General features: G+C 31.0%; 14 protein-coding genes and 1 riboswitch. Of the genes, 2 read left to right on the forward strand and 12 right to left on the reverse strand.

Features of this window, described 5'->3' with window-relative positions:
• Positions 1–327: 327 nt before the first annotated feature.
• The 3 genes from ebpS to J3R86_RS05935 all read right to left on the reverse strand — a co-directional run bounded on the left by ebpS (position 328) and on the right by J3R86_RS05935 (position 4,398).
• Entirely contained in the window at positions 328–1,929 is a 1,602-nt protein-coding gene (ebpS, locus tag J3R86_RS05925; RefSeq protein ID WP_207516498.1) for an elastin-binding protein EbpS, read from the reverse strand.
• A 152-nt stretch (positions 1,930–2,081) separates the two neighbouring features.
• Positions 2,082–3,455 carry a RecQ family ATP-dependent DNA helicase gene (locus J3R86_RS05930; protein WP_207516499.1) on the reverse strand — a complete coding sequence of 458 codons (1,374 nt, stop codon included), beginning with the start codon at positions 3,453–3,455 and terminating at the stop codon, positions 2,082–2,084.
• A complete protein-coding gene (locus tag J3R86_RS05935) occupies positions 3,445–4,398 on the reverse strand; it encodes a helix-turn-helix domain-containing protein (RefSeq protein WP_207516500.1) in 954 nt (317 codons plus the stop codon). The genes J3R86_RS05930 and J3R86_RS05935 overlap by 11 nt, the downstream gene beginning before the upstream one ends.
• Before the next feature lie 107 nt (positions 4,399–4,505).
• Here J3R86_RS05935 and J3R86_RS05940 point away from each other — a divergent pair, with 107 nt between their 5' ends.
• Entirely contained in the window at positions 4,506–4,754 is a 249-nt protein-coding gene (locus J3R86_RS05940) for a ferredoxin (RefSeq protein WP_002462199.1), read from the forward strand.
• A 479-nt stretch (positions 4,755–5,233) separates the two neighbouring features.
• Here the strand turns inward: J3R86_RS05940 and J3R86_RS05945 are convergent, their stop codons facing one another.
• The 6 genes from J3R86_RS05945 to J3R86_RS05970 form a co-directional block, all read right to left on the reverse strand.
• Positions 5,234–5,779 carry an ECF transporter S component gene (locus J3R86_RS05945; RefSeq protein ID WP_207516501.1) on the reverse strand — a complete coding sequence of 182 codons (546 nt, stop codon included), beginning with the start codon at positions 5,777–5,779 and terminating at the stop codon, positions 5,234–5,236.
• A 62-nt stretch (positions 5,780–5,841) separates the two neighbouring features.
• A riboswitch (FMN riboswitch) is annotated at positions 5,842–5,975 on the reverse strand.
• Between the two features lie 216 nt (positions 5,976–6,191).
• Entirely contained in the window at positions 6,192–7,946 is a 1,755-nt protein-coding gene (locus tag J3R86_RS05950; RefSeq protein WP_207516502.1) for an ATP-binding protein, read from the reverse strand.
• Positions 7,927–8,652: a response regulator gene (locus J3R86_RS05955; RefSeq protein WP_207516503.1), complete on the reverse strand. Its 726-nt coding sequence runs from the start codon at positions 8,650–8,652 to the stop codon at positions 7,927–7,929. Before J3R86_RS05955 ends, J3R86_RS05950 begins: the two co-directional genes overlap by 20 nt.
• Positions 8,653–8,784: 132 nt before the next feature.
• Entirely contained in the window at positions 8,785–9,522 is a 738-nt protein-coding gene (locus J3R86_RS05960; RefSeq protein WP_207516504.1) for a pseudouridine synthase, read from the reverse strand.
• On the reverse strand, positions 9,515–10,057 hold the full coding sequence (scpB, locus tag J3R86_RS05965) for an SMC-Scp complex subunit ScpB (RefSeq protein ID WP_207516505.1): 543 nt from the start codon (positions 10,055–10,057) through the stop codon (positions 9,515–9,517). Before scpB ends, J3R86_RS05960 begins: the two co-directional genes overlap by 8 nt.
• Positions 10,050–10,781, reverse strand: coding sequence for a segregation and condensation protein A (locus J3R86_RS05970; protein WP_207516506.1), 732 nt, complete (start codon positions 10,779–10,781; stop codon positions 10,050–10,052). The genes scpB and J3R86_RS05970 overlap by 8 nt, the downstream gene beginning before the upstream one ends.
• 93 nt (positions 10,782–10,874) lie before the next feature.
• Here J3R86_RS05970 and J3R86_RS05975 point away from each other — a divergent pair, with 93 nt between their 5' ends.
• Positions 10,875–11,405 carry a DUF309 domain-containing protein gene (locus tag J3R86_RS05975; RefSeq protein WP_207516507.1) on the forward strand — a complete coding sequence of 177 codons (531 nt, stop codon included), beginning with the start codon at positions 10,875–10,877 and terminating at the stop codon, positions 11,403–11,405.
• 88 nt (positions 11,406–11,493) lie between these two features.
• Here the strand turns inward: J3R86_RS05975 and xerD are convergent, their stop codons facing one another.
• The 3 genes from xerD to J3R86_RS05990 form a co-directional block, all read right to left on the reverse strand.
• Complete coding sequence (xerD, locus tag J3R86_RS05980) at positions 11,494–12,381, reverse strand: site-specific tyrosine recombinase XerD (protein ID WP_207516508.1); 888 nt, start codon at positions 12,379–12,381, stop codon at positions 11,494–11,496.
• 51 nt (positions 12,382–12,432) lie between these two features.
• A complete protein-coding gene (locus tag J3R86_RS05985) occupies positions 12,433–12,882 on the reverse strand; it encodes a ferric iron uptake transcriptional regulator (protein WP_002461701.1) in 450 nt (149 codons plus the stop codon).
• Positions 12,883–12,986: 104 nt separating this feature from the next.
• Entirely contained in the window at positions 12,987–13,529 is a 543-nt protein-coding gene (locus tag J3R86_RS05990; protein WP_207516509.1) for an NUDIX domain-containing protein, read from the reverse strand.
• Positions 13,530–13,536: the final 7 nt, after the last annotated feature.

A 13,536-nucleotide genomic window follows, 5' to 3' on the forward strand; every position in this document is an offset into this window, starting at 1 on the left:
GCAGTTTATTATGAATTAATAAACTGTAAACCTTTTTTATATCAAGTGTAAACCTTTATTTTAGATTTTTAATCTTTACTAGCTCCTGCCCAACCTGCATTGCTTGTAGAAACTGTTTCACAGTTTCTCTGTGTTGGGTCCCAATGCAGTTATACTGATAGTGCAACTGTAATCATTAAATTTTTTCTATGGCGGGTCCCTGCATTACCCAACTTGCGTATTACAAAACAAAAAAACTGCCAACATGATTTATACTCTGTTGGCAGTTTCATTTTATACAATAATAATGTTATATCGTAATTATTGTTACTTATCTAAAATGATATATTATCGCGGAATAACAATTTGTTGTCCATTATGGATATTATTACCACTCAAACCATTAGCACGTCTAATTTTTTCAACATTTTCAGGAGATCCTGAACCGTAGTATTGAATCGCTATACGGTATAAATTCTCTTGTCCAGAAACTGTATGTGATTGACCATTACTATTACTTTGAGCGTTATTTTGTTGATTTTGATTACTTTGTTGTTGTGATTGATTATTATTTTGATTTGTCATTGCTTGGTTTGTATCATTACTGTATTGATCATCTGATTGATTATCAGCATCAGTAGTTGCTGCTTGATTAGCATTGTCATCACTTGATTGATCTTTATTATCGTCTTTGGCTTTGTCAGAAGATTTACTATCTTTGCTATCTTTACTATCTTTATCTGACTTACTATCTTTACTATCTTTTGAATCATTAGATTTACTATCAGTATTAGCAATCTTATTATCTTTAGAACCATTATCATGATTATTTAAAGCCATACCAGCAAAAATAGCTATAGCACCAATAATTAATACTGCAGCGATTAATGGTAACAATACTTTCATTAAACCGCCTTTTTTCTTTTTACCATTATGATCATGGTCTTCATGTTCATCAACTTTAGAATTATGGTGTTGTGAACCTTTGCCTTTAGCCATTGCAGCACTTGCTCCAGCTACTCCTGCTGCACCCGCACCAACTGCAGCTGCTTTTTTACCTTTATGGTTCTTATCTTGTTTATTGTTATGATTTTTGTCTTGTTTATCATGTGAGTTTTTGTCTGAATCATGTTTATGTTTACCGACTGCTGCACCTGTCGCTCCAGCTACTCCTGCCGCAGTTTTCTTACCTTTATGATGGTTATCATGCTCACCATGAATATCAGTTTGTTTATCTACTGTATCTTCTTCATGTTTGGCATGATGATTAGATTCGTCTTTATGATCATGATGTTTTTTATGTTTATCATGTTCATGTTTACCTAGTGCACTAGCACCAACTGCTCCTACTCCTGCTGCACCTGTTATACCCGCTGCTTTTTTATCTTTATGATGATCATCATGCTCACCATGAGCATCGTTATCACGGTGATTAGTTACGCTGTGATCAGCCTTAGTTGATTCTTTTTCTCGTCTGTCATCATTAAAATGATTGTCATCTGCATTTCCAGCAACACCAGCTCCACCTGCAACGCCTTTTTTAACACGTGATGACTTAGGTTCTGCTGTTTGATCAGTTTTTGATTGATCCTTAGAAGCATTCACCTCATCTTGATGATTATTATGTAAATCATAGTTATCGTAACGATCATCTAGAGTGCCAGTTTCCTCACGAGTATTTGAATCTTCATTTTGAAAATCATTATTAGTATCATTAGCCACTTGTTCTGATTCATGATCTTCTTTATTATGATTTGTTGCTAAATCACGACGTCTTTTTCTTCTATGTTGATTTCTCGGCGGAAAATGTTGTTCTGCTTTTTCCTGAGTTGATTCATTTGTTGAATCAGGTTGATCTTGTTGCGTTTCTTCTGAATGGTCAGAATGCTGTTCTGGTTCAATTGACTGACGGTTTCTTTCAAAATCGTCTTTAAAATTATTATTAGACATTGCCATTTTCCTTTCTAACTATTAATTTTACATAACATATACCCTTTTATGCCTGACTTATGTATGTTTATCAATATTATTTGAAATTTTATTTGTTGCTTATAATGTAATTATATCTTGCTTTTTTTCCTTTAGTAAAGCAATACCTAACTTCAGAACAAATTTTGTAATTTTTCTTTAACATCCAACTTTCTTACTACTTCTTTTTTATTTTTAATGTTAATTCTATCAATGTCATCATCAATATCACAGCATTGTTGCTGTTTCGGAGGAACCTCCTTAAAAAATTCCAATAAATAACGACGTCGGCACTGATCTAAGTTGGTATAACCTAACATTCTATAAAATCCTAATTGCTTTCTTTTAAATGATTGATTAAAAATAAGTGTTAAGGCATTAATACTATAATATGATGCAAGTGTAGCTAATATGTTCTGTTTTTCTTCTGATAATAGTTGGCCTAATGAAAATTGGTGTATATCTTCATCAGTGATCATATCACTAAATAATAAAGTTTCCAGGATAAAACTATCATCTGGTTGATATAAACTAATTGCCTGACTTGGTTGTCCATCTCTACCAGCTCTTCCAATTTCTTGTAAATAGTTTGACGGACTGGATGACAAATGAAAATGAACAATTGTTCTAATATCTTTCTTATTGACACCCATACCAAAGGCACTTGTAGCTACAATCACTGGAATTTCATTATTTAAAAACTGTTGTTGTACTGTTTGTCGTTCTTGATAATTCATGTCTCCATGGTATATGCCAGTTAAATATCCATGATTATAAATATGTTGTGCAAGTTGATGACATAATTTTTTAGAAGATACGTAGATGATTGTAGGGCCTGAATATTCTAAAAAAGATAGTAACCAATTAATTTTATCACTATCATCATTAAAATTAAGATGACTAAAAGTAATATTAGGTCTATTCATCGTCGTTTTGATAACTTCAAAGTCTACGCCTAACATGTCTTTCAAATCATCACGTAAATGAGATGGAGCTGTTGCTGTTAATGCCAATATTGTTGCTTTATGAAAATGTTTTGTTACTTTTCCAATAAGTGCATAATGTGGTCTAAAATCATATCCCCATTCAGAGAGACAATGTGCTTCATCCAGCACAATGAGTCCAATATCAATAGTAGCAATTAGTTTAAAATTGAACGGTTGTAATATAAATTCCGGACTTAAAAATATAAAGCGACTATGCTGTAACATTTTAATATTATGCCGTTTTTCGACTTCATCCATACCTGAATGTATGCATGCCACTTGTTTTTCACCATTTAGTTTCAAATGCATCACTTGATCATCCATTAATGAAATTAATGGCGAAATGATAAGTGTCGGCTTTTCATTAATATATGTTGGTAATTGATAACATAAACTTTTACCACTACCAGTAGGCAATATACCTAATGTATGTTGACCTGATAGCACACTATCAATAATTTCTTCCTGTCCTGGTTTAAAATGATCAAAGCCAAATTTTTGTTGTAAAAATTTATGAAGCACTGATTTCACCTCTTTCAATACCAACTATTAATACTTTTATTTGAAAATAAGATAAATTTTCGAAGTGTTCCTTATATATCTTTAAACGTTCTCCCCGTTTAGATTGATAAAAATCCATAAACAATTGTTGTTGTGAAGATGAGCAGTAATCATCATAATTAGTCATATAACCTTTAATTAAAATTTCTAATACATGATCTTCTATTGTATTAATTTTAACTTGTTGTTGGTTAGCTATCTGTTCCATGGTAAAACTTGCTAATAATTTTTTATAAGTTTCATATGTTTGATTCAATAACGTCGGTTTGACAATTAATTTCCTTAAAATAGGATAGTTTGATTTTTCTAATTCAAACATCATAGTAACTAAATTGTTCATTTCAAACTCATACAATTCAAGAGGATTAATATTTTCAATTAAACTAACTTGTTGTCTTGTATACATTGCTTCTTCAAATCCTTGCAAATAATAATGTAAGTAGCATGTCCCTTGTTGACTAATGGCCTCAAACAGTTGATATAATTCTTGTTTAAATTCATTTGTTTGATTGTGTTTTACAATATCGTTATACACATATTTGACAGTTTCTTGAATTTTATTATTATGTGCTATAGGTATAAATTTATAACATTCCTGTTCAGTATTTGAAATCGTTTGGACTAATAACTGCAAGGCATTGAACGTTTGCGCCATACTATCAAATGTAAATCTAGGATGTGTTATGATATTAAAATTTTTAATATTTTGTTGCGATTGTTCTAAAAATCGCTCAAAAGACGGATATTTTAAATGCGGTAAACTATGATATAATGACAACTGTTGTTGACTACAAGCGTCAAAAAATGTTTGGTGAGATTTCTTACCACTTAAAATATTAAATATGCTTTTATTCGTTTTATAGTTATGCGTTAGCTGTTGCGCTGTTTTTATAATATGTTGCAAGTTAAACCCTCACTCTGTAAAACTTTTAAATTGAAAATACACGATAGGATGCTTAAAATTAATGATATGTTTCTATTTTAGCATTTTTATCAAAGGAGGCGAAGATTTTGGCAAAATATACAATCGTTGATATGGATACTTGTATTGCATGTGGTGCATGTGGTGCAGCTGCTCCTGATATATATGATTACGACGACGAAGGTATTGCATTCGTAATCCTAGATGATAATCAAGGTACTGCTGAAGTACCAGAAGAATTATATGAAGATATGGAAGATGCACTAGATGGTTGTCCAACAGATTCAATAAAAATTGCAGACGAGCCATTTGATGGTGACGCATTAAAATTTGAATAATTATAGATAGTATTATGTCGGGTTAGTTTTGCTAACAATTAAGAGAGTGTTCAGACTACAATCATGTTCTGAACACTCTTTTTTTGTTATAAGTTACTAATTTAAATGGCTTTAGGACGATTCAATAACAGAATTTATTTTAAAACAACTATTTCTGTCCCACTCCCCTTATCAAATTCATGTAATAAAATGAATTAACCGATATTTTAATGCATACAATAAACAAAACGGGTTCTCTATTTATCAGGACTAATAAATAAAAAATAAATAATTTAATATATAAATTGTTTTGAAGCCGAGACTCCTGAGGGAGCAGTGCTAGTCGAAGACTACAGGCTGAGACAGCACCCTAGGAAAGCGAGGCTTAAAAAATAATTATGTATCAGTCCAATTTGGAAGAGAACCACAAAAACGAGATAACCATAAAAATTTATGATTATCTCGTTTATTATTATATTTTTTATTAGTGGTGTTACTCATTATATTCTCTGTAAAAAGCCTTTAAGTCTTCTATATAACAAGACGAATATAACAGAAACAATAATACCTTTTATAATATTAAATGGAATAACACCTGACACAATAACAACTTTAAGATTGTTTACAACATCACCTAAGTTAAAAATCATGCCGTATAATGGTAGTAGCACGAAGTAATTTAATATACTTAGTACAATAGTCATCACAATTGTTGCCACTATTAAACCAGTTATTAATGCTTTATTTGAACGTTTATTATAATAAATAGCGTAAGCAGTTAATAAGAAACTTATACCTGCTAAAAAGTTAGCTAATGGGCCGACTGGATCACCCATATTAAATAAATAGTTTAGTAAATTTTTGACTAGAGCTACAATAATACCTGCAGCTGGACCAAAAATAAAAGTTGCCAATAATGATGGTACATCACTAAAATCTAAAGTTAAGTACGGTGGTAAAAATGGTATTGGAAACTTAATAAAAGTCAATACAAAAGCAATTGCACTTAACATACTTATAGTAATGAGTCGTTTATTTTGTTGCATATTCAATTTTCTCCTTCCATTCATCTCGTACAGAATAGGAGGAAAATTGTACAACAATAGACCTCCATCTTCTCCCATCCAGACTATACTGTCGGCTCTAGATTCACACTAGATCAGCCACTACTTCAATCGAAATAGCAGGTCGCAGGCTTAAATTACTGCCGGTTGGGACTTTCACCCGACCCCGAAGATGAATTTTCAATTATTTTTTACTTATTTATCATAGCCCATAACATTTTATATCTCAATACTTTTGCTCCAACTTTAACTTAGTGATTTTAATTAGTTAAAAGTTGAAATATGCACTAACACATTTTGAATCAAAGATAACTTTGATAGGACTATATTATATAAAAAAGGATTAAAATGTTATTTCTGAAACAACACTTTAATCCTTTTACTATAGTTCTATTTAAGAATGGGCTTTCGGCAATTTAATGATAAAGGTTGTACCTTTACCCCATTCACTTTCAACATCAATACTTCCACCATGTTCTTCAATAATCATTTTACATATAAATAATCCTAAGCCAGTACCTTGTTTACCTCTAGTTCTTGCTGCATCTACTTTATAGAATCTTTCAAATACTTGCTGTAAATGCTCAGGTGCAATACCTGTCCCAGTATCACTGATATATAGCACATCTTTATCGTTTTCACTATCACAAGTTATAGTAATACTATCACCCGATTTAGTATATCTTGAGGCATTATCAATAAGATTGGTTAATACTTGTTCCATTCTATCCATATCATAATCCCAAAGTTTATCATTGCAATAATCAAAAGTCATCGTTAAACCTAAATCTATAGATTGTTGTCTATATTTTACTTTCATTTTATCTAATAATATTGCAATAGGTTGTATTTCTTTAACTACGGTTAAACCTTCTGCATCCATACGTGCTACATTTAACAATTCGTTAACTAATCGATTTAAGCGTTTAGATTCATCTAACACAATTGCTAAGGAATCACGTATTTCTTCAGGTTCTGTAACAATACCATCAACAATAGATTCTGTATAACCTTGTAACAATGATATAGGTGTTCGCAATTCGTGTGATACATTAGCAATAAAATCTTTTTTCATTTGATCCAAGTTATGTTCATTTGTCATATCTCGAATTGTTACAACGATGCCACTTTTACCACCTTGTTGGATTTTATCGATATATGATGTGATAACTACATAAAATCTTGTATTCATTTCTAAATCACGTATTTCTGTTTGTTGTGATATAAACGTATCTTCTATTTGTTGTTCCAATGCATTTTTGGTCATGTCATCCATATTTAAAGTTATATCTTTAGCCATTTTATTCGAAAGTAAAATTTCTCTATTTTCATTAATTCCTAAAACACCTTCAACCATTGAATTGATAAGACTATCTCGAATATTTGTCGATGTAGACAGTGCATCAATATGTTCTTCTATTTCTGTACTCATTTGGTTGAAAGTTCTAGATAATTGTCCAATTTCATCGTTTGTTGCGACAGTAGTTTTGTTCGTATAATCCCCTGCGGCTAAACGTTGCGCTTGATCTCTTAAATGACGCAATGGCTTTGTAATTCGTGTAGATAAAAAGAAGGCAAAAATTGTTGTGACAATTAAAAAGATTACTGCAGTTATAGTTGTAATGATTGTAATAGCGTTGTTGGTATCTTCGATAGATTTTAAGTCTTTATAAATAAAGACACCACTATAATTACTGTTACTATTCTTTTGTGCTTTAGTTGGATAACCAACAAGCATATACGATTTAGAATTACCTTTGTCATTAATTGTGACATTTTTAGTAATTGATTTACCTTTATCGAAAACATCATCGAAATCATTATATTTAGTAATTTCGTTTAACATTTTAACTTTTGTCTCAGACAATGCTTTTGTTCGATGATTATGTTTATTATTTATAATCATTAAACCACCAGGATTTTCAATTAAAGTTTGGCTGTATTTAATTGCTTCTGATTTATTATGTGATTCTTCGACCAGTGAACTTATGCGTTTAGCATCTTCTTTTATAGCATCTTCAGTATCCTGAGTGAAATAGTATTGCATAAATGTAATTAGAGCAATACTTAAGAAAATTAAAACTGTCGTTACTATTAAAATAATAGTTAACCACAGTTTAATTACGACACTATTTAGTCGGTTCATCATTCGCATTTACCTCGAATTTATAACCAACGCCCCACACAGTTTGAATCATTTGTGCAGCATCATGAGATACTCGATTTAATTTTTCTCTCAAACGTTTAACATGTGTATCTACCGTTCGTAAATCGCCATAAAATTCATAATGCCATACTTCTTTTAATAATTGTTCACGGTCAAAAACTTTATTTGGTGTTTTGGCCAAATAAATTAATAATTCATATTCTTTTGGTGTTAAATTAACTTCTTCTCCGTCAGCAAGTACGCGATGTGCATCATTATCTATTTTTAAATGTTTAAACTCTATTACATCTCGCGCGTGAGGTTCACTTTGATCTACAGTTGTAGATTGCGTTCTTCTAAGAAGTGCTTTAACACGTAAGACGACTTCTCTTGGTGAAAATGGTTTAACAATATAATCATCTGCACCAGACTCAAAACCTTCCACACGGTTAGTTTCTTCTCCTTTAGCAGTTAACATGATGATTGGTGTTTGTTTATGTTCACGCAATTTAGTTGCCACTTCTATACCATCTATCTCAGGCAACATTAAATCGAGTAGTATGCAGGCATAATTATTTTCCATAGCAAGGTCTAAAGCTTCTTTGCCATCACTTGCTTCATGGATTTCAAAAGATTCTCTTTCTAAATATAATTTTAGTAATCTTCTGATTCTATCCTCATCATCTACGATAAGTATTTCGTTTGACATACAGGTTCTACCTCCCACACTGTGCTTTTCATTACATACATATTATAGCATAGGAAAACGTATTCAGTTATTAAAAATATAAAATTTGTGAAAAAAATCTCAAACTTTTTGTTTAATACATATTTTTATACATTAATTGCCATGCTCTGCTAAATGTCTCATCACTTTAACTTCATGAGGTGTTAACACACGCTTATCTCCAGCATTAAGACCAACAATATTTAAAGGACCATATTCAATACGGCTTAATTTTGATACATGATGACCAAAATGTTCGAACATTCTTCTAACTTGTCGATTGCGTCCTTCAGTAATTGTTATTTCAACTAACGTTGTATTTTTATCTTTATCTTGCTTTTTCACTTTAACTATGGCTGGTTGCGTTAAACCATCTTCTAATTCTATACCTTTTTCTAAAGCTTTAACTTCTTCTCTCATTAAATAGCCTTTTAATTTCGCAACATATTTCTTTTTGATTTGGTATCTAGGATGTGTCATTAAATTAGTAAATTCACCATCATTTGTTAGTAATAACAAACCTGATGTATCGTAATCTAAACGACCCACAGGATAAATACGTTCTTCAATTTCTGGAAAATAATCCGTAACAACTGTTCTATCTCTGTCATCAGATACACTAGAAATAACTTGAGCTGGTTTATGAAACAACATATAAATTTTATCTTCTAGTTCTATTTTAATACCTTCAACTTCAATTACATCGGAAGGTTTAACTTTTGTACCAAGCTCAGTTACCACTTGACCATTCACTTGTACCTTGCCATCAGTAATTAATGTTTCTGCTTTTCTTCTTGATGTATAACCACTATTAGCAATACGTTTTTGTAATCTTTCTAATTCCTTAGTCATTATTTTCTCCTTTTTGATTGACTAAATTACTGAAAAAGTCATCCATTTCTTCTTCGTCTTCCTCAGTTGTCGGTAAATCTTCAATATTTGAGATGCCAAAAACATTTAAAAATAAATCAGTAGTAATGAGTTGTTGACTTCGTTCTCCATTAACCAATTTGGCTTCTACTAATCCTTTGGCTATTAATGTTTTTACTGCACCATCTGAGTTAATACTTCTAATCATTTCAATGTCACTTCTGGAAAGCGGTTGATTATAAGCTATAATTGATAGTACTTCCATCGCAGCTTGAGACAATTTCATTTGAGACTTATGTTCTATTAATTGTTCAATGTAACTAGCAGCTTCTTTCTTCGTTGTTAATATAACCGTTCGACCGTATTGTTGAATCATCAAACCATTAGATTGATAGTCAGTAATTAAATTTTCTAAGTCATGTTCAGTAACATCTAATATTTCTAATAGTTGTTTATGCTCAATACCTTCATCACCAGCAGTGAAGAGTAATGCTTCTAATATTCCTTGTTTATTCAAAACTGTAGTTCACTCCTCTTACAATATTAATATCTTCAAAATTACGTTGCTGTTCAATATTAATAATTCCTGATTTTGACATTTCTAAAATCGCTAAAAAGTGAGTAACTACTTGTTCAATAGGTTCAGTAAATGTAAAAAGACTGAAAAAATTAAAATGTTCTTTATCTTTTAGTCTTGTACGAACTTGATCTGTTGCTTGTTGTATCGTGAAGGTCTCTTTTCTTATTTCTACAACTTTAGGCGTGTTTAACTCAACTCTATTTTTAACTCTTTGATATGCTACGATTAATTCCGTTAAATCTATAGTGTGATTTGGATCCCAAGATTCATCACTTTCTAAATGACTCAAATCAGTTGGTCGCTTCGTATAATAAAAATCACGTTGCTGTTTCATATCATTTAATATTACAGTATATTCTTTATAATTTTGATATTCTATTAATCTACCAACCAAGTCTTCACGTGGATCATCGTCAACATCAATGTCATTTCCTGATTGAGGTAATAATAATTTACTTTTAATCATTAATAATTCAGATGCCATGACTAAATATTCACTTGCCAAATTAATTTCCAGTTGTTTCATCGCATGAACATATTGCATATATTGCTCAGTTAATGCTTTCATTGGGATATCATAAATATCAATTTCAAATTTTTGGATAAGATGCAGTAATAAATCTAATGGCCCATTAAATGCATCTAATTTCACTTCATACATATTATCTACCTCAAATTGCGCGTTATATGTGCATCATTCACTAAAATATTATAGCATGAATATATGAAACTTTTAAATTAGGGTGGTAATTAAATGCAACAAGCACTTATCAAGTTTTATTATCAATTCCATACTCATCAACATTATTTTTTATGTCATGATATTTTAGAGGATGCTTGGAAAGAACAAGCAAACTTTTCCAAAAGCGATGCTATTGTTGGTTTGATATTGTTTACAACTGCTTGTTATCATTATCGTCGACATAATATTAAAGGTGCTGAAAAATCTTTTATTAAAGCCAAGCATATTTTAGCTACTGCAACTGATAGTGCTAAATTACATCTTGATCTTAAACAACTTCAATTACTCATTGATCGTTTATTATATAGCATTCAAGAAAATGAAGCATATCAACCTGTAAAATTACCTATTTATGCTGAATTTGAATTTATAATTAGACAACAGTATGCTGATTATTATTTTAATCGACGTATCATTACCAATAGTTATATTGTTAATCATCATCTTGAAAGAGATCGCTCAGAAGTTATTCACAATAAAGAGATGGCATTAGCACAACGACTTCGCGAACGACAACACAAAACCCACTGCTCTAAGGACTAACATACAATAAGTGTGGCATTCTATTGCTAAACTTATACTGTCTCACTTTCCTTAATACAGTGGGTTTATATACTTTATCCATCTTTTATTATGCTCTTGGATGATATTGATTATACATTTTTCTAATTTGAGACTTAGATACATGTGTATATAATTGTGTTGTTGAAATATCTGAATGTCCTAACATCTCTTGCACTGCTCTTAAGTCAGCACCATTCTCTAATAGATGTGTCGCAAATGAATGTCTCAGCGTATGAGGTGTTAATGTCTTATTTATGTTAGCCTTGACACCATTTTGTTTAATCATTTTCCAAATAGCTTGTCGGGATAATGGTTTACCATGCATATTTAAAAATAATACATTCGTTACCGTCTTTTTCAATAATTGCGGACGAGTCTCTTCTATATATGTAGTTAAATAATCTATCACGGCATCTCCGAGAGGTACGATACGCTCTTTATCACCTTTACCAAATACTCTTACAAAGCCCATCATTAAATTAACATCATCTAATTCTAAATGAATGACTTCGGATACACGCATACCCGTTGCATATAATAATTCAAGCATGGTCCTATCTCTATAACCATTTAATTTATTTAAATCTGGTGCTTCTAATAAGGCTAGTACTTCTTCAACATTTAAGACATCAGGTAACTTTTTTTCATATTTAGGTGATTCTAACAACACTGTTGGATCTTTTGCTGCATAGCGTTCCCTTAATGCAAATTGATGAAAACTGCGAATTGTTGAAATAAATCTCGCTAACGATTTAGCAGATTGACCTTGATCAATTAAATAGCCTAAACATTCTTGAATGACTTGTCTATCAACAAAGTCAATATGAGCAATGTGTTGTTCTTCTATATATTCTTGATATTTTTTTAAATCTCTTTTATAAGCACCAATTGTATTAGCGCTTAAACCTTTTTCCAATTGAATAAATTTTAAATATTCTTCAATGATTGTATCCATCCGAACACCTCTAAAAAATTGCGAAGGTTATATTAACCTACGCAATTACTGTTATCCTTTACCTTTCAATTGGCATTCTTCGCAAACACCATGAAACGTTAAACGATGATCTAAAATTTTAAACTTAAACTCTGATTCAACTCTATTTTCAACTTCAGGTAATAAATCTTCATCGATTTCATCAACTTTTCCACATTCCATACATACTAAGTGATGATGGAAATGTTTGGCACCTTCTTTGCGTAAATCAAAACGAGCGACACCATCACCAAAGTTGATTTTATCGACAACTTTTAATTCGGCTAATAGTTCTAATGTTCTGTACACAGTTGCTAAACCTATTTCTGGTGCTTTATCTTTTACTTTTAAATATACGTCTTCAGCACTAAGGTGATCTTTCTCATTTTCAATTAAAACTCTTACAGTAGCTTCGCGTTGCGGAGTTAATTTATAAGAGGATTGTTGTAATTGTTGTTTAACACGGTTTAAACGTTCTTCCAACGATGTCCACTCCTCTACTAATAATTAAAATCATTACAAATTATTGTTTACTTCATGTATAAAATTAACAGTTTTCTCAATAAAACGCAAGCATTTCTCAATTGTTATTTAGAATGATTATAATTTAGTAACAAATATTGTAAGGCGATAACTGTTTTAGCATCTTCAATTTCCTTGTTATCAAGCATGTTTCTAACATTATCAATTGGAATTTTATATAATTCAACAAATTCATCGTCGTCTAAATTTAACGTTCCTTCTATTAATTTATCAGTAAAATATATAGATAGTTTCTCATTACAAAATCCAGGAGAACCATACATGTCAGTAATATGTACTAATTCATTTGTTTTGTATCCTGTTTCTTCTTCTAATTCTCGTTTGGCTGCTTCTTCTCTTTCTTCTTGATGTTCTAATTTACCAGCAGGAATCTCTAATAAAGTTTGCTCAACAGCTTTACGATATTGTTTTACTAACAATACTTCATTATTCGGTGTTACAGCACAAATTGCGACTGCGCCATTATGATAAACTAACTCTCTAGTCGATGTTTGACCATCTGGCAACTCAACTTTGTGTACTTCTAAATCAATAATATGTCCATTATAAATCACTGTGCGATCAATTGTTTTTTCTTCAAAAGACATTTATAAT

The organism is Staphylococcus simiae (assembly GCF_017357005.1).
Lineage (GTDB): Bacteria > Bacillota > Bacilli > Staphylococcales > Staphylococcaceae > Staphylococcus > Staphylococcus simiae_A.

What these genes read in the sequence shown, in the direction of transcription:
- ebpS (WP_207516498.1), bottom strand. Translation starts at nt 1,929, where the DNA reads ATGTCTAATAATAATTTTAAAGACGATTTTGAAAGAAACCGTCAGTCA.
- J3R86_RS05945 (WP_207516501.1), bottom strand. Translation starts at nt 5,779, where the DNA reads ATGCAACAAAATAAACGACTCATTACTATAAGTATGTTAAGTGCAATT.
- J3R86_RS05950 (WP_207516502.1), bottom strand. Translation starts at nt 7,946, where the DNA reads ATGATGAACCGACTAAATAGTGTCGTAATTAAACTGTGGTTAACTATT.
- J3R86_RS05955 (WP_207516503.1), bottom strand. Translation starts at nt 8,652, where the DNA reads ATGTCAAACGAAATACTTATCGTAGATGATGAGGATAGAATCAGAAGA.
- J3R86_RS05960 (WP_207516504.1), bottom strand. Translation starts at nt 9,522, where the DNA reads ATGACTAAGGAATTAGAAAGATTACAAAAACGTATTGCTAATAGTGGT.
- J3R86_RS05970 (WP_207516506.1), bottom strand. Translation starts at nt 10,781, where the DNA reads ATGTATGAAGTGAAATTAGATGCATTTAATGGGCCATTAGATTTATTA.
- J3R86_RS05975 (WP_207516507.1), top strand. Translation starts at nt 10,875, where the DNA reads ATGCAACAAGCACTTATCAAGTTTTATTATCAATTCCATACTCATCAA.
- xerD (WP_207516508.1), bottom strand. Translation starts at nt 12,381, where the DNA reads ATGGATACAATCATTGAAGAATATTTAAAATTTATTCAATTGGAAAAA.
- J3R86_RS05990 (WP_207516509.1), bottom strand. Translation starts at nt 13,529, where the DNA reads ATGTCTTTTGAAGAAAAAACAATTGATCGCACAGTGATTTATAATGGA.